We start from the raw sequence: 15,646 nt of genomic DNA on the forward strand, positions 1-15,646 counted from the left end.
TACGCGAATCGATACGTTCAATGATCCCAAGGAGGAATATTCATGTTAGATGCATCAAGAGTTATTCTCGGTACCCATGGTCAACTGCATATTGATGGTACGTGGCAGACCAATATTAACAAGCTGGAAGCAAGTGTAGAGATTGAGAAGCGTGAGCTGAATCTGGTCGGCAACGACTGGAAGGTGCACAAGAATGGAGCGAAAAAAGGAACAGGTACGATGACAGGGTACAAAGTTACCTCGGATATGATTACACGTGGCTTCACTAAATTCCAGATTATCTCCAAGCTGGATGATCCAGAGTCCTATGGACATGAGAGTGTGTTGTTGAAAGGCTGCATGGTGGACAAAATTCAACTAGCCAACTGGACAGCTGGCGAAGAAGTACCGGAGGAAACGGGCTTTACCTTCGAAGGATTTGAGCTGCTCAATCCGATTGTAGTGAACTAAGATTCGTAGGTTAGCAAGACGAAGGACGGTAGAGGAATAGGTAAAGCAATCAAGGCAACAGCAAGGATAAGGCGAAATTACAGCAAAGAACAAGCAAAGGTAAGGCAGAGAAAAGAAACAAGCAGACTGAGGGGAACTCGGTCTGCTTGTTATGTTTGTGCGGATTCTTTGTAACGCGAGTACATTTTAGGAAGCCTAAAGGAGACATGCCTCGATGAGTATGAATGAAAAGCTGTCAGAAGAGCAAATTTTGGACCAGCTATTTGAAGCGGCAGAGCGATTGCCAGAGGAAAATGTGCGCATTCAGCGGTTGGATCTGCTGCTTACGTTGCGTGGACTGACATCCTCCAAAGTCGATCAGATCCGCGAGCGTTGTACCGTTCGCAAAACGGTCAAGGGTCGCACCGAGGAAAAGGTGGATACCGAGACGTTTAATGCGTTGCTTATTTCCGAAGCGACCGTGAAGCTGCAAGTGCGCAGCCTGGAATTATCCGGCTGGGGCGACAACCGCATTACTGGGCGCATGAAGTTGTCTGGTGGGGAACAAGCGGTTCGCCGCATGCTGCTTGCTGGTGAACTGGATGCGGTGGGTGACAAAGTGCTGGAGCTATCTGGGTTCGGCGTGGAGATTGAAGACCTAAAAAACTAATTCACTCCGGCGGGATGACAACGTTCCTCTATCACATGTGGGTGCGTCATCATCTAAGACCCGGAGAGTTCTGGTCTCTACCCCGAGGCGAACGCTCGCTGTTGCTGGCTTTCTCGGAAGAGGAAATGGATGCAATCACGAAGCAAAACAATCGGTAAGGTAGAGGAATCCATATTGAATGACAGGAGGTGAATTAGATGGCAGAAATGATTGTAGGTCTAAGTAAGTCCAATGCACAGATGCGGGCAACCCTTCGTTATCTGGATCAGATTCAGCGCTCAACCGAACGGCTGGGCAGGGTACGATATCAGAGTCTAATCAAGACAAACAACGAGCTGCGTACGACCGGACGCAGGCTGGAGCATGTGTATAGTACCGCAATTCGATTGAGCAGATTGCGTATCACACCAACGATTGGGCTAAACGATCAGCTAAGCCCTGCCTTGGATCGGGTCTTGGCGAAGCTAAACCGAGTTCAGGGACAGATCGTTAAGGCATCGGGAACAGTGTCTGTCGAGGTGCGCCAGAAGGTTGAAGTGGCGATGGGCAAGATGAACCCGGCGAGCAATCCTTCGCTGTCGCTTAGTATTGGCAGCAATAACAATACGGTTAAGAACGTAGCGAAGGAAGAAGAAAAAGGCTGGTTGGATAAGGGTGCTGATTTTGCAGATTACATTAATAAATTTGGAGATGCAGTAACTCATGTTGCGAATGGAATCAAAAAAGCACGTGATCTATGGAACAAGATTACAGGAAAAAAATCTAAAACAGATGCTACATCCAGCCCCGCCGCTAAATGCGGCTGCTGCTCTGGCGGCAGTATTGGAAAGACTCGCAGAGGTGGTTCAAAGGGTGGTTCAAGAGGTGGGAATCGATCCAGAACCAATTCTCGAACGGGAAATGTTGGTGGTGGTCAAGCCGAGAAAACTCCGCGAAGAGTTTCGGGGGGAGGTCACAGAGGCCGATCCCAGAGAACTACTCCAACACCCACTCCAACCCAATCTAAAATTCATCAAGACTTATCAAACAAGTCCTTCCGCGAATCCGTATCCATGGAGAAGAATAGGCGGATGCGAGGTGGAGGGAAATCCGGTTTTAGCTCAGGCATCTTGTCAGGTTCACCGATGGGCATGTCCAATCTGTTATCGGGTAACGGTATGTTTAGTAAATTAAGCGGTGGTTTAGCCAAGGGAGCAGGAAAATTGCTGGGACCGATCAGCATGTTGGCAGACGTAGCGAATGTGGCTTCTGCTCCAGCTGGAGAGCGTGGGCGAGCCGTAGGCTCCATGATTGGCGGAACTGCGGGTACCGCGATTGGTAGCGCCATTGGGAGTGTGATTTTACCGGGGATTGGCACGTATGTTGGCGGCGCAATTGGCGGCTGGGCAGGAAGTGCTGCGGGCGAATGGATTGGCGGCAAAGCGAAGGATATTGGCAATTTCATGTCGAGCGCAACCGAGAGCGTGGGCAATGCTGTATCTGGTGCGGTAGACTATGTCGCAGAAAAAACGAAAAACATCACGAGCGGCATCTCCAATTTCTTCGGATTTGGCTCGAAGGAAGAAGAGAAGGTTCCTCCTGCACCTGTGCCTCCAGCCCCTTCAGTACAACCTGCATTAGCTCCGCCTTATATTCCTTCCGCGCTCTTGGCCACAGGCCCGTGGGCGTATTCAACATCGATGGGGGTTCAACCCACTTCGGCAGCATTTCAAGGTTCGAGCATGATGCAGATGCAGGCAATGAATGCGGGCAATGGATCGCAGTCTACAGCAGGAGCTAATGGCAAATCATCCCCGATGACCGTACAGATCTCGGAAGATCAGATGAGTAGTTTGTCGAGTTACCTCAAGGATTTCAAGACGGAGACCACAAACCAGATTGCTGTAAATGTTCCCGTAGGTGCGGTACAAGTTACCGTTCGTGAGAATGCCATTGACTATGATGGACTTGCCCGTCAGGTCGGACAGCGTGTGGTGAGTGAGGTACGACGCGCGATGGAGAACCGCAAAACGATCATGGCCTAGGATGAAAGGAGGTCGGGTATGAGTGTAATTGATGACCGAGTGAAAGGGCTGGAGATTGAGTTTACGTTAAAAGACGGAACAACATCATTTCAATTCCCTGTAAATCCGGAAGAACTGAATATTTCCCGTACCAAAGGGTATGAGACGATTCAGATGCTGGAGCATGGTGAGTTTGATTTTGCACAGGGAGAGAGGGTGAAGGAGATCACCTTCTCTTCTTTTTTTCCCAAAGAATACGATGCATCCTACTGCACGTATGCAGATATCCCTGATCCACGTGTAGCGATGAACATACTGAATACATTTCTGGTATCGAAGAAACCGCTGCGCTTCATTATTACGAACACAGGTGTGAATGTGCCTGTCTATCTCGTGTCTCACAATACGACCTTTCGGGGTGGGGAGAGTGGGGATATTTATTTTGACCTCACCATGCGTACTTGGAGGGACTCGAAGGTAGAGAAGACGAGTGCGAAGACAGCAGGCCAGGCAGGCAAGACGAATACTCGCACCGATCTGAAGAAAACAAACAAGACGTACATCGTTAAATCTGGAGATTCGCTATCCAAAATAGCCAAGCTGGAGCTTGGGAGCAGTTCCAAATGGAACGAGATCTACAAGCTCAATGTGAAGACCATCGGCAGTGATCCGAACCGGATCAAGCCTGGACAGAAGCTGGTGATGCCGTGACATATCAAGTCATCATTGACGACCAATATGACGTGACCAAACTGGTGGAGACGATTACGCTGAAGGATTCGCTCGAACAGATTGCCTATCAGGCCAACATCCGGCTGGCGGTGTCTGCATCTTCAGGTCTACCTTCGATATCACCGGGAATGCCGGTGCGGATCAGCGGGGTTCCTTTTGGCGAAAAATCGAAGGTTCCTTTAGTGCATCCAGCCGTCATCTGGGAGGTCGAAAGCTCCAATAGTGGCACGAAGCGATTGTCTCTCACGGTGTACGACCGAATGATCTATTTGGAGAAGTCAGAGGATGAGTTCCTGTTACCGAAGGATCAGACCGCGACGCAGCGGCTCAAAAAGTACGCTAAGGAATGGAAAATTCCCTGTGCCACGCTGCCAGATACGAAAACCAAGCTCGGTAAGGCGGTGTATCGGGCGCAGACGATTTTCTCGATGATGTTTGCCGATCTGAAGGAAACCGCGAAGTCAGGTGGAGACATGTATCATCCTCGGATGACTTCTGGGGGATTACAGCTCTATAAGGTTGGCAGTAACACGAAGGTGCACGAGCTGGATCGGCTCATCGATCTGACTCAGATGCGGACGCTCGAAGGTGCTGTTACAAAGGTAAAAGTCATGGCGGCTTCGGAGTCGGGGAGCGGGAAAGAGGTTCCCTCTAAAGTACTCGCCATTGAGCAGGATGGTGTAGCTGAACTCGGTACATTGCAAAAGTTGGTCGAGGACGACCAAGTGAAAACAGCCGCCGCCGCTAAGAAACTGGCGAAGAGTCGTCTGGCTGGGATTCAGGAGACATTTACCGTAACTGCGCCAGATATCAATACCATTCGAGCCGGGGATGCCGTGTTATTGAAAGGACTGAAGCTGATCGTCATGTCGGTGAGCCGTGATCTATCTGGAGCTGGAACGATGACGTTGGAACTAGCTACGGCGGAGATGGTGAGAAGGAGGGTTTACCTTGAATAACGATGATCCGTATGGACAGTTTGCCGATGTGATGCGTGGTGCGATGAGCAATCATTCTCGTCAAGCCGTTAGTGGAATGGGTGCTGTGTTGGGCACTGTGACGTCATCGGGTGTGAAGCTGGATGATTTCAAGCATGAGGTGCAGGATTACCTTGTTGCTGAGTTTCCCGGAACATTGACGCTGCCGGAGCGTGAGGTTGTTGGCGCAATCTCAGGGATCGGCGATGTGGCGAATGGCGGGACGACGAGCGTAGGACGGTTTCTTTTGCAGGAGAGTGAAGCAGATGAAGCCAATTGGTCGCTGGGAAAGGGCTTGAAACCTGGGGATCGTGTGCTCGCCATGCGTGTGAATAGCGGGAATGACATCGTAGTGCTGTGTAAGGTGGTGAGTGCGAATGCCTAGTCTGTTTCCTGATCGAGGCGTGGTCTGGGGAGATGAGGAGGATCTGTCGGGTACGGCTTCGGAAGAGGTGACGTTTGGACGGAGCTGGCGATTCGACTATGGTACGGGGGATTTTGTGCTGACTCCGAGTGGGAAGGTCGCTGTGGCAGATGCTCATGAGGCCTGGGTGCAGTGGTGCATCAAAGCGGTCAAAACACCTCGGTACCGGCATGTGATCTATTCTCGGAACTATGGCTCCGAGCTTGAGGATCTGATCGGGCAGGGGGATCGCCGGGGTGTGATGGAAAGTGAGATCGCTCGTATGGTGAGTGAGACGTTACTGGCAGATCCGCGCACTGAATCGGTAGATCAGTTCACATTCAATTGGAACCTTGAGCAATGTATGTTTTCTTGTCGGGTGGCGAGTGTGCAGGAAGAGATGTTTATTTTGGAAAGTGAGGTGATCTGACGGGATGGCTGAGATGCCACGTTATTTGGAAGATCAGACCGAGGAACAGATTATGCAGCGCATGCTGGATCGGTTGCCCGCGGATCTGGATAAGTCAGAGGGTTCTTTCTTGTGGGATGCAGAGGCTCCGGTAGCGTTCATGTTATCTGAGGCCGCGCTCTGGGCACAGGAATTGTTACGGCGTGGATTCGCGAGTACGGCTGCGAGCAGTGATCCGAATTTCCGTTCAGAGGAGCTGGATTTACGTGCTGGAGAGCATGGCATTGTTCGGCGGGCTGCGGTGGTGGCGCAAGGTGTAGTCAGATTCGTGGGTACTCCGGGGAAAGTGGTGACAGCAGGTACGGTGGTTTCGACCCTCGCCGATGAAGTGTCGGGGGAAGCCTCGCTAGAATATGAAACGGTTGCCCGTTTGGAGCTAGGTGAAGATGGTTCTGGCATGGTCGGTGTACGAGCACTCGTTGCGGGAAAAGAAAGCAATGTGCCAGCAGGTACGGTAACCGTGCTGTCTACACCAATGAGCGGCGTGACTTCCGTTACAAACGTGGATGTAATCAAGGGCGGAGCGGATATTGAAGCAGATACTGCTTTGCTAGAACGTTTCTATGCCAAAGTCCGCAATCAGGGAACCAGTGGTAACAAAGCTCAATATGTACAGTGGGCAAGCGAAGTTCCGGGCGTTGGAGCGACGCGAGTTATTCCGCTTTGGCAGGGGCCGGGCAGTGTGGGGCTGTATTTGCTGGATACGGACAAGCGAGCTGCGGGCAGTGATCTGGTGACAACCGTGCAGAAATACGTAGATCCAACACAGGATGGACAAGGTGAAGGCGTTGCACCCGCGGGGCCTGTAGTAACCGTCATGCCGGCAGAGGAAGTGCCGATGAACATTCAGGTGAAGCTGACACTGGCGAGTGATACCACGCTAGCCGATGTGAGGAAGTTAATCGAACGCGGGGTGACCGCGTATCTGAAGCAGCTTGCTTTTGCCGATCCGCTCGTTCGTTACACACGTATTGCTGCTATCCTGCTCGACATTCCGCCGATTATCGACTATTCGGAACTTACAGTAAATGGTGTGAGTGACCAGAATATCGAGATGACGGCAAGTCAGGTTGCGGTGTTGGGAACGGTGGATGTGCATGAATAGGTGTAAAAGTCACAGTGGGAAGGAGGACGTAAGATATGAGTAATCCTTCTACGATGAGTGTGAAGCTGACAAGCCCGAAGGGGCGGGAGCTTTTCTCGTATTTGCCCAGTTATTATGAGACTTCACGGGTGATGCGAGCTGATATGCAGTCCAAAGGTACCGAGATAGATCTGCTGTATGAGGCACTGGATGAGACGTTTCATCAATTTTTTGTCCGTACTGCAACATGGGGATTAGGCTACTGGGAGCAAGAACTGGGCATTGAGACAGATCGTCTCAAACCTGTGGAACAACGGCGTGCTGTCGTAGAATCGAAGCTGCGTGGTGCAGGGAAGTTCTCGGGTAGGCTTGTTGCCAACGTGGCCGAAGCGTATGCCGGGGGCAAGGTAGATGTGACGTTTCAGCCGGAAGCGTGGAGCTTTACGGTAAGCTTTGTGGATACGATGGGCATTCCGCCCAATATTGATGACCTCAAGCGAGCAATTGATGAGCTGAAGCCAGCACATATGGCTGTGGAGTACGAGTATCGCTATCTAATCTGGGATGATCTGGACAACAAACAGGTCACCTGGGATGAACTAGACGCCGCGTCCCTGACGTGGAACGAACTGGAGGTGTGGGCATAATGCCAAAAGAAACCGATCGATTGAAGTTACCCTTGCCGCTGGGAAATGAGAGTGTAACCCGGGAGAGTATTAATGGGATTTTTGAGAAGATTGATGCAGGTGTGGCGACACGCGAGGATTTGGATACGCTACGTGAAGCGGTGAGTGAAGATAGATTAGCGGCTCAAAAATATGTGGATGATAAGACTTGGCAGAAATACAAGATTACAGAGGATAACGGTAGGCTCATTTACAAGCCTAACGCTGATCTTAATAAATTAGTCGAACCTGGATTTTATTACAGAAATGGATCAACTGGAACACCATCAAATACGCCAGAATCATCAATCTCTTGGTTCGTGGAAGTGTACATGTATGCTCCTACCATCATTTTACAAAGAGCCACACAAGCGAATACGTCAAAAGTTTTTACTAGACAAACAGACGGTGCAGGAAATTGGAGTGCGTGGGTATTGCAAACACCAAAACGTAACGTTTGGGGGGCGATTATGTAATGACAGACATCATAAAAAATTTATCTTCAAGAATAATGCCCACTGCTGACACTACGGTATACACTGTTCCATCTTCTAAATATGCAGTTGTAAAGTCCTTGACTATGAGCAATAATTCCGCCACGGCTCAGACAATCAATGTAACAATCGGCGGCATACGATTAATGATTAATTATGTTGTCCCTGCAAAAGATTCTTTGGTTATCAATGATCTTGATATACCCATGATTCAAGGAGAAACAATTCAAGTTAGAAGCACGGAAGCGGGGAACAATACAGCAATGTCTTTTGTTGGCTTTGAACGTGATTATGTTGCATCTGAGTATCCTTATGTAAAGTTAAACGGATTGGTTCAAGCGACCGCTACTACCTTGTTTACTGCAAGTGGCGGAGACTGGATTTTAAAAAGGTTAATTATAACGTGCTTGTCGGGCAACGTAATGAAATTTTATACGAGTATTTCTGCCGTGTCGTTTATAGATTATCAATTAAATCCATGGGACACGTTGTATGTTCCTTTGCAAAGGTTGGTAGGTAACGGAACCAGCATTTTGGGAACCGCCGTTGGACTCAACAATTCCCTGACATACGGATTAGTGTTAGAAAAGGTAGTGACCTAATGACGACACTTGATAATTTTTTATTGGGCAAACACAGGTTGAGTGGGGGGGGAGCGGTGGAGTTTATAAGGTGCAAACGCCTAATATACCATATGCTACTTCAATCGTTCCGGCAGGGACGATACCAGTATTGGCAACTATAGCGGAGTTTGATGCAGGAACCAATCTGATAATGATTATGAATAACGCAAACTCCACTGTTTGTCCCGTCGTATATTCTAACAATCCTGGAATGAGTGTTGCTTTTGCGTTACAAGATTCAAAAGGAAGACGTAATTTATTAGGAACTTATATAAGTAGTACAGGATATTTGAATTTGCTACATGCTCAAATTGACTTAATAGGAAAAACAATTGGCACATTATATTATTTTGGCAGCGGCAGAGCAACCACTGGTACTTCTACAACGTTTTCACTCTATACAAATGGAATAGACTCAAGCTTTGATGTATCAGGCCCGTTGAAATTGGTGGCAATTGTATACTCTCACACTACTGACACCTCAAACGCAACAGTTGGATGGGCATTTCAACAATTTAAAATAACATCATTATAGTTGTTACAGTTAGTTTGTTAATATTTTCAATTAAAGAAAGGTAGTGGGAAAGTGAACGAACAAGAGCCGAAAAATAAAATCGGTATGAAGGTATACTATGACATACAATCCGGGAACGTCATTGTCATTACGCCGGAGAGTTCCGGGGTAGCTATCGAAACGACGAAAGAGCAAGATTTTAATTTATATCAAGCCTTGGCCGATAAAGTACCGAAAACCGTGGGTGTAGTCCAATTGGAACATGGCGCATATATCATGGACATTGTGAGAGGTGGATTCATAGAAAGGATTGACCCGGGAACATTGGAACCACTTTTCAGTTATCCGTCAGAAGCAGACGAGGAACCTCCGCAGTCAGCGGTTTCGTTCACATCTCAAATTGCCGAATTGGCCGCTGATAATGAACGTATGCAGGCAGAGAACAACGAATTAAAACATGCTGTCGCTGAATTAAGCCTTGTTCTTACGGAAGTCATGGGAGGAGGTGGATAACTATGACATACACTAAAGATAGCGGTTTGGTTAAAGTATGGGTAGGTCTGGTGTTGAGTGATGTTTATAGGCTGGATCAAGTACCAGCTCTGTTTAATCTAAAATCCGTAGTGACAGAAGTAGTGACTGGTACTGTAACTGTAACAGCTTAATCGGCGTACCCAAGAGATGCTATTTTTATGCCCCTGACGTGGTCAAGGGGGTGTCATATTGAAAAGAAGGGAGGGGGAAGTGAGTTGGAGACGGTAGGTAAATGGCTTGTGGCTTTTTGGAGCATGACAGCCTCATACTTCTTTGGTGGTTGGTCGGGTGTGTTGGGTGTATTGCTAGTTTTTGTGGCATTGGACTATATGACAGGTTTTGCAGCGGCAGCTATGACAGGCACGCTTAAGAGCAACACAGGATTGTTCGGCATTGCCCGAAAGGTATTTATTTTTGCAATGGTATCGGTGGCTCATCTGGTGGACGGTGTTCTGGGAGACGGACATTTGTTCAGGGATGCGGTCGCCTTTTTTTATATCGCGAATGAGTTGTTGTCTATTATTGAAAATGGTGGCAAGCTGGGCGCGCCCATTCCACCTGCGATTCGACAGGCGATTGAAGTACTCAAGGGTAAGGGAGGTGCCGGGGATCACCCCGGTAACCTCCCTTTTAAGTCTAATGAATCTTTTGCTCAAACGGATGATGATAGTGACGTACAAAAGAAAAAAGATAAAAAGTAATTGCATCTTTACATTGTTCATCTACCGTACAAAAAGCAAATCAAATAGCAATTCTAATAGTGTGTTGAAAGCAAACCTATAGCAAACTGAATAGGACTAGCTCGAAGAATATTTTAGATTCATTTAGCTAATAAACTAGGAATAGAGTAGATCCAACAGTTTTATCTATCACTAAAATGTTTAATCTTACTCTCATAATAAAAGATTCAAAATCTATGGAGAACACCATACGAAGAGAGCTCTGTCATTTTAGTGATTAGTACCTAACCGCTAAACGAGTTTTGTTTTATAACACACCACACCAACCCTAACTATTCCAGCAACCAACGAACTTAATCCCAACAACATTCCCTCTAAACTCCTCAAAAATTCCAAAAATCAGGACATGCACACAGGCAAGCTACCTTGTCCTGACATCTACTATATACAAACGGCAAACTTGCCGCGTAAAGGGTGTGAGAACCATGCAAACGAGAACGCCAGGTAACACACAGGGCATTGACGTCTCCCGTTACCAGGGCACGATTGATTGGGCCAAAGTTAAGGCAAGTGGCATGACATTTGTGTTCATCAAGGCAACGGAGGGACGAACGTATACCGATCCAAATTTTCAGCAAAATGTGGCTGGTGCACTTGCGGCTGGCATGCTGGTGGGGACGTATCATTTTTTTCGTGGAACCTCTACAGAGATCGCCAAAGCAGAAGCTGCGCATTATGTGAACACTTTGCAGAAGATTGGGGGTGCGAAGGCATTACAATTACCTCCTGTCATGGACTACGAGAATAACCCCGGTAATTTGAGCAGAGCGCAGATGAACACTGTAGCCAAAGCCTTTTTAACCGAATTACAACGTCTTACTGGCATAAAACCAATTATATATACGGGCAATTCATTTGCTGGAAATTTTGATGCCTCGCTAGGTACGTATGATCTATGGATCGCGCGTTACAGCAACACACGGGTGCCGGATGACCAGCCTGCTTGGAAACGTTGGACGTTCTGGCAGTACACGGACTCAGGTAAGGTGAATGGCATTGCGGGCAATGTCGACATGAACGAGTTTGAAGGGACGGCAGCGCAGCTACGAGCCAGATATGCACCTGCAACGACACCTCCTAATCCTCCTAAACCGACAGAACCCACGAATCCGCCGAACCCAGCCGAACCACCGAAAGGGGGCGAACCGATGACAACCGAAGAGAAAGCAGCGTTTGATGCGTTGAAGGCACAGGTGGAGAGACTACAGGCACGCCAGCAAATGGAGGTTCCGGTATGGGCCAAAGCGGCTGTAGATGCAGCACTAGCCTATGATTCGAAGAACCCACTGTTCAGTATTGATAACGGAGCAAGTTACGATTTTTATCGTTTTATCACGGTTATGTACCGTAGAGGTTTGTTTAAAAAGTAATACCAAAGACGCCAATCTCTAATGAGATGGCGTCTTTCATTGTTTAGAGCATAAGAAGAGATTGGTACACCAAAGGTAGTATTCATAGACAACGTGGTACAATCAGGGATCTTCAATGTAGGTTGAATGTTTGGAAGTCCAAAAAATACATAATAAAAGCACCCGTTCCGGGTGCTTTTATGTTTAATACTTACACCGTGCTCTTACTGAGCATAGCTGAACTCTATGTTACATCTACTCATATCTTTCTAATCGAAACCTTAAGACCACATTTTACTTTGAAATTAACTCTTCGAATCAATTATCCTATTGGTTTAGCTTACTGATCAGTGTGTAGTAGTAGATCAGTTGACCGAGGTACTCATCTTCTTTCGTAAGACTAGCCCGGTATGCCGCTGAGGATGTTTCGAGATGTTTTCTTTTGGCTTGCAGTGTTGCTATCAGCCCTTTGATTTTTTTAATTTGTTTGTTGTAGTAAGCCATTTTTTCTTGATATGTACTTTCTTTCTTTTTGGTGGCAGCTTCAACGCTTGGCTGAATGATAACAGCTGAAGTCGCTGAAAGTAAGACGGTTAAGCTAAGTACGGCAGTTAATAGCTTTTTCAATGTTTTTCCCTCCTAAGAATGATTGCTATGATTAAATAATGGTCATCATGTCCTGGGTAGTCTAACATACGATACCTGATTTTGCTACATATATTCAGAGTTATACGAGAGTAGGGAAAATGGGTGCAAACTGAAGTGAGGTGATCAACTTTATTTTCTAAATTCACAATAACTTGAAGGTAATGAAACCTAAAAAAACTAAGTCACATCAACCTTCAAGACTGTTCTATCATCTAATTCACAAGCGCAACCAACCCTTAATTCTGTTTCTCCAACAAAGGCACAAAATACGAATCATAGTACCGCTGAAATGCTTCTTTGGTGCGATCATCTTCTAATGCCCTTTTGGATAGAATCATCGCTTGTAAATCAGAAACGTGTAGATAGTAGTGCTTCTCATCTTCCCGTACAACGACAAACTGATTCCATGCCAAGAAATTTTGATTGTTCTTCGTCGTTCGCGTGATGCCTTGCTCATCTAACAACATCGTATTAGGGCCAAGGACGCCATTTAAATTCTGTTTTTTCATCATCCGAACTATGGAGAAGAGTGTTAATTTTTTGTATAGGCTAGGGAAAACGATGATCCATAGTAGAATGGTTCCAATAATCACAAGTGAAACGGGTCGCTGAAAAATGAGATTTAAAAATAACAAAGAAATAGGAAACGCAGAGAGTAAAATATATTTTACCTTACGATGATGCTTGGATTTTGAGATCACATTTTTCTGTAGGTCGATTAGATCGTCAAAGGATAGGTTGAACTGCAGCTTCACAATGAATCGCCTCCATTCATATCTTCTAAATTGTAACGTATTTCAGTAAAAATGGAAAAATAAAGCTTTTATCTAGTGATTACATAACTCGCATCTGTCTAGCAATTCAAACGAAATGATAAATAGACAGAAGGAGATACCAAGACATTTTTTGTCGATCTATGTTCTATTTTTGTGCTTTATGTAACTTAAAATGACATATATGATAAAGTTGAAGCATGTTGTATGTAAATCTCTTGTCTAAATGATTAATGTGATGTAAAGTAAGTTACACAAAATGGTTTTTTGCCACAGTTTATGAACATAATCCTCCAATCATGACAAGACTATAACACCCAAAGTTATTGTAATGTCTCCCTGTTGTATATTCCAACACCCTTGAATACCACTCCCATGTCAGTTTCTATCTGAAAGATTCCTATGATAATGAGTATATGTGCATACCCAAAACAAGTGACCAAGCTTTTACTCTTTTCAATTGACCTTTGTTTAATTGTTTGATTTCTCTCTTTCTCTCTCAATTTGTCTTCTATTCCCAACGTGATTTTCTTAATTTTATTAAAGGTATCATGGGCATGTTAAGCCCTTAATAGATACAGATAGTATGTGATACACGCATCAACGATTTCTTGAATCAGCATTTTGCATGTTGTGCGTAACAATCTTGAAAGCAAAATGACTGATCGTGTATCCACTATCCATCCATCGGAATCATTGTTTTGGCACGCCAGCATCACACACATTTTGAGACAGGGAAGGGTGTTGTACGTATGCGAATGAGAAAAAAATGGTTGTCCGGTTTGATGGTTATGGCAATGAGTACGGTTTTGGTTTTATCAGGTTGCTCTAGCCAGGAGGGGACGAACACGCCTGCTCCAGCAGAAGGTAACGATCCACCAACGGAGGAAATAGCAGCGCAGGATACGATGATTATGGGACGAGGTGGAGACTCCGTTGCTCTAGATCCGGCCATTGTAACTGATGGTGAATCCCTCAAGATTGGACATCAGGTATTTGATTCATTGCTTGATTATAAGGAAGGTGGAACAGAGGTTATCCCTGGACTTGCGGAGAGCTGGGAGATTTCGGCGGATGGACTTAAGTACGAGTTCAAGCTGAAGTCTGGTGTGAAATTCCATGACGGAACTGACTTTAACGCCGAGGCTGTTGTATTCAACTTCAATCGTTGGAGTGATCCTGCGAGTGAGTATAAATTTGAAGGTGATTCCTTCGATTATTACGATTCCATGTTTGGCCCAGAGGATGGACGCGTGATTAAGGAAGTGAAGGCGATTGACGAGACTACGGTGGAGTTCACATTGAACCAACCACAAGCGCCTTTCCTGCAAAATATCGCGATGACGCCATTCGGCATTGCTAGCCCAACCGCCATTCAGGAGAAGAAGGAAAACTTCAAAACCGATCCTGTAGGCACCGGTCCTTTTGTATTCAAAGAGTGGAAGCGGAATGACTCCATTACACTGGAGAAAAATCCAACCTACTGGAAAGAAGGATTGCCGAAGCTGAACAAAGTTATTGTTCGCTCCATTCCAGATAATACAGCTCGTTTCAACGCTTTGCAGAACGGCGAGATCGATGTGATGGAGGATCTGAATCCGGATGATCTGTCGATTCTGGAGTCGAATGCTGACCTGCAGAAGATTGAACGTCCACCATTCAACGTGGCGTATATCGGTTTTAACTTTAAGAAGAAACCCTTTGATGATGTAAAAGTGAGACAGGCGCTGAACCATGCGGTGAACAAACAAGGCATTATTGATGCGTTCTTTGCTGGACAAGCTCAGCCTGCGGTCAACCCGATGCCACCAACATTATGGGGATACAACGATAGTATTGAGGATTACCCGTATGACTTGGAGAAAGCAAAAGCATTGCTTGCCGAAGCCGGCTTCCCTGACGGATTGCCAGATCCGGTGACCTTCTATGCGATGCCAGTATCTCGTCCGTACATGCCTGATGGTAGAAAAGTTGCTGAAGCGATCCAAGCCGATTTTGAGAAAATTGGAGTAAAGACTAACATTGAATCTCCCGAGTGGGCGACGTATCTAGATGATGCCAAAGCCGGGGAGAAGGACGATATCTATATGCTCGGTTGGACGGGTGATAATGGTGACCCAGATAACTTCTTGTACACGTTGCTGGATAAAGATGCAATCCCAGGTAACAACCGTAGCTTCTATGTCAACGAGGAGCTGCATGTGTTGCTGACGGACGCACAGAAGGAAACGGATCAGGATAAACGGGCAGAATTGTATGAGCAGGCTCAAGTCATTATTAAGGAAGACGCACCATGGATTCCGCTTGTGCATACCACGCCAATTCTCGCAGGTAGTGCGAAGTTGAAAGGCTTTGTTCCTTCGCCGCTGGGTAGCGAATCCTATGCAGGTGCCTATTTCGAGGAATAGGTAGAGGTTGTAAGCTGTGATCTATGTCTAAATTTTAGAGCGCTGGCGCACACGCAATGCTTAGCAGAACCATCATCTGGACGTAATCATCTTGCAGCATACGTGTCCGCTAGCGTTTTTTATTTTACCTA

Annotated in this window: 19 protein-coding genes; 17 read left to right on the forward strand and 2 right to left on the reverse strand. The window is 46.4% G+C overall.

Features of this window, described 5'->3' with window-relative positions; all coding sequences use genetic code 11:
* The first annotated feature begins 42 nt into the window (after positions 1-42).
* From DMB88_RS06245 to DMB88_RS06315, 16 genes are all read left to right on the forward strand, one after another.
* Entirely contained in the window at positions 43-450 is a 408-nt protein-coding gene (locus tag DMB88_RS06245) for a phage tail tube protein (RefSeq protein WP_128100656.1), read from the forward strand.
* Between the two features lie 214 nt (positions 451-664).
* Positions 665-1,099 carry a phage tail assembly chaperone gene (locus tag DMB88_RS06250; RefSeq protein WP_128100657.1) on the forward strand — a complete coding sequence of 145 codons (435 nt, stop codon included), beginning with the start codon at positions 665-667 and terminating at the stop codon, positions 1,097-1,099.
* Between the two features lie 197 nt (positions 1,100-1,296).
* Positions 1,297-3,123, forward strand: coding sequence for a tape measure protein (locus tag DMB88_RS06255; protein ID WP_128100658.1), 1,827 nt, complete (start codon positions 1,297-1,299; stop codon positions 3,121-3,123).
* 54 nt (positions 3,124-3,177) lie between these two features.
* Complete coding sequence (locus DMB88_RS06260; protein WP_128104340.1) at positions 3,178-3,813, forward strand: LysM peptidoglycan-binding domain-containing protein; 636 nt, start codon at positions 3,178-3,180, stop codon at positions 3,811-3,813.
* A complete protein-coding gene (locus DMB88_RS06265; protein ID WP_128100659.1) occupies positions 3,810-4,793 on the forward strand; it encodes an XkdQ/YqbQ family protein in 984 nt (327 codons plus the stop codon). The genes DMB88_RS06260 and DMB88_RS06265 overlap by 4 nt, the downstream gene beginning before the upstream one ends.
* 31 nt (positions 4,794-4,824) lie before the next feature.
* Positions 4,825-5,196: a hypothetical protein gene (locus DMB88_RS06270; RefSeq protein WP_128104341.1), complete on the forward strand. Its 372-nt coding sequence runs from the start codon at positions 4,825-4,827 to the stop codon at positions 5,194-5,196.
* Complete coding sequence (locus DMB88_RS06275) at positions 5,189-5,644, forward strand: DUF2634 domain-containing protein (RefSeq protein WP_128100660.1); 456 nt, start codon at positions 5,189-5,191, stop codon at positions 5,642-5,644. The genes DMB88_RS06270 and DMB88_RS06275 overlap by 8 nt, the downstream gene beginning before the upstream one ends.
* A gap of 4 nt (positions 5,645-5,648) precedes the next feature.
* Positions 5,649-6,788, forward strand: a complete 1,140-nt coding sequence (locus tag DMB88_RS06280) for a baseplate J/gp47 family protein (RefSeq protein WP_128100661.1) — start codon at positions 5,649-5,651, stop codon at positions 6,786-6,788.
* A 35-nt stretch (positions 6,789-6,823) separates the two neighbouring features.
* On the forward strand, positions 6,824-7,414 hold the full coding sequence (locus DMB88_RS06285) for a YmfQ family protein (protein ID WP_128100662.1): 591 nt from the start codon (positions 6,824-6,826) through the stop codon (positions 7,412-7,414).
* Positions 7,414-7,908, forward strand: coding sequence for a pyocin knob domain-containing protein (locus DMB88_RS06290; protein WP_128100663.1), 495 nt, complete (start codon positions 7,414-7,416; stop codon positions 7,906-7,908). Before DMB88_RS06285 ends, DMB88_RS06290 begins: the two co-directional genes overlap by 1 nt.
* Positions 7,908-8,528: a hypothetical protein gene (locus tag DMB88_RS06295; RefSeq protein WP_128100664.1), complete on the forward strand. Its 621-nt coding sequence runs from the start codon at positions 7,908-7,910 to the stop codon at positions 8,526-8,528. Before DMB88_RS06290 ends, DMB88_RS06295 begins: the two co-directional genes overlap by 1 nt.
* 70 nt (positions 8,529-8,598) lie before the next feature.
* Positions 8,599-9,084, forward strand: a complete 486-nt coding sequence (locus DMB88_RS06300; protein ID WP_128100665.1) for a hypothetical protein — start codon at positions 8,599-8,601, stop codon at positions 9,082-9,084.
* Positions 9,085-9,135: 51 nt separating this feature from the next.
* Entirely contained in the window at positions 9,136-9,576 is a 441-nt protein-coding gene (locus DMB88_RS06305; protein WP_254438482.1) for a hypothetical protein, read from the forward strand.
* Between the two features lie 2 nt (positions 9,577-9,578).
* Positions 9,579-9,728, forward strand: a complete 150-nt coding sequence (locus DMB88_RS30160) for a hypothetical protein (RefSeq protein WP_164848623.1) — start codon at positions 9,579-9,581, stop codon at positions 9,726-9,728.
* 27 nt (positions 9,729-9,755) lie between these two features.
* On the forward strand, positions 9,756-10,298 hold the full coding sequence (locus tag DMB88_RS06310) for a phage holin family protein (RefSeq protein WP_128100666.1): 543 nt from the start codon (positions 9,756-9,758) through the stop codon (positions 10,296-10,298).
* Between the two features lie 464 nt (positions 10,299-10,762).
* On the forward strand, positions 10,763-11,707 hold the full coding sequence (locus DMB88_RS06315; RefSeq protein WP_128100667.1) for a glycoside hydrolase family 25 protein: 945 nt from the start codon (positions 10,763-10,765) through the stop codon (positions 11,705-11,707).
* A gap of 306 nt (positions 11,708-12,013) precedes the next feature.
* Here the strand turns inward: DMB88_RS06315 and DMB88_RS06320 are convergent, their stop codons facing one another.
* A complete protein-coding gene (locus tag DMB88_RS06320; RefSeq protein ID WP_128100668.1) occupies positions 12,014-12,313 on the reverse strand; it encodes a hypothetical protein in 300 nt (99 codons plus the stop codon).
* Between the two features lie 257 nt (positions 12,314-12,570).
* Positions 12,571-13,089, reverse strand: a complete 519-nt coding sequence (locus DMB88_RS06325; RefSeq protein ID WP_128100669.1) for a YcxB family protein — start codon at positions 13,087-13,089, stop codon at positions 12,571-12,573.
* A gap of 776 nt (positions 13,090-13,865) precedes the next feature.
* On the opposite strand from DMB88_RS06325, the gene DMB88_RS06330 reads away from it, so the two are divergent.
* Complete coding sequence (locus tag DMB88_RS06330) at positions 13,866-15,515, forward strand: ABC transporter substrate-binding protein (protein WP_128104343.1); 1,650 nt, start codon at positions 13,866-13,868, stop codon at positions 15,513-15,515.
* Positions 15,516-15,646 lie beyond the last annotated feature (131 nt).

Source organism: Paenibacillus sp. DCT19 (assembly GCF_003268635.1).
GTDB lineage: Bacteria > Bacillota > Bacilli > Paenibacillales > Paenibacillaceae > Paenibacillus.

What these genes read in the sequence shown, in the direction of transcription:
- DMB88_RS06245 (WP_128100656.1), top strand. Translation starts at nt 43, where the DNA reads ATGTTAGATGCATCAAGAGTTATTCTCGGTACCCATGGTCAACTGCAT.
- DMB88_RS06250 (WP_128100657.1), top strand. Translation starts at nt 665, where the DNA reads ATGAGTATGAATGAAAAGCTGTCAGAAGAGCAAATTTTGGACCAGCTA.
- DMB88_RS06255 (WP_128100658.1), top strand. Translation starts at nt 1,297, where the DNA reads ATGGCAGAAATGATTGTAGGTCTAAGTAAGTCCAATGCACAGATGCGG.
- DMB88_RS06270 (WP_128104341.1), top strand. Translation starts at nt 4,825, where the DNA reads ATGCGTGGTGCGATGAGCAATCATTCTCGTCAAGCCGTTAGTGGAATG.
- DMB88_RS06275 (WP_128100660.1), top strand. Translation starts at nt 5,189, where the DNA reads ATGCCTAGTCTGTTTCCTGATCGAGGCGTGGTCTGGGGAGATGAGGAG.
- DMB88_RS06280 (WP_128100661.1), top strand. Translation starts at nt 5,649, where the DNA reads ATGGCTGAGATGCCACGTTATTTGGAAGATCAGACCGAGGAACAGATT.
- DMB88_RS06285 (WP_128100662.1), top strand. Translation starts at nt 6,824, where the DNA reads ATGAGTAATCCTTCTACGATGAGTGTGAAGCTGACAAGCCCGAAGGGG.
- DMB88_RS06290 (WP_128100663.1), top strand. Translation starts at nt 7,414, where the DNA reads ATGCCAAAAGAAACCGATCGATTGAAGTTACCCTTGCCGCTGGGAAAT.
- DMB88_RS06295 (WP_128100664.1), top strand. Translation starts at nt 7,908, where the DNA reads ATGACAGACATCATAAAAAATTTATCTTCAAGAATAATGCCCACTGCT.
- DMB88_RS30160 (WP_164848623.1), top strand. Translation starts at nt 9,579, where the DNA reads ATGACATACACTAAAGATAGCGGTTTGGTTAAAGTATGGGTAGGTCTG.
- DMB88_RS06310 (WP_128100666.1), top strand. Translation starts at nt 9,756, where the DNA reads ATGCCCCTGACGTGGTCAAGGGGGTGTCATATTGAAAAGAAGGGAGGG.
- DMB88_RS06315 (WP_128100667.1), top strand. Translation starts at nt 10,763, where the DNA reads ATGCAAACGAGAACGCCAGGTAACACACAGGGCATTGACGTCTCCCGT.
- DMB88_RS06330 (WP_128104343.1), top strand. Translation starts at nt 13,866, where the DNA reads ATGAGAAAAAAATGGTTGTCCGGTTTGATGGTTATGGCAATGAGTACG.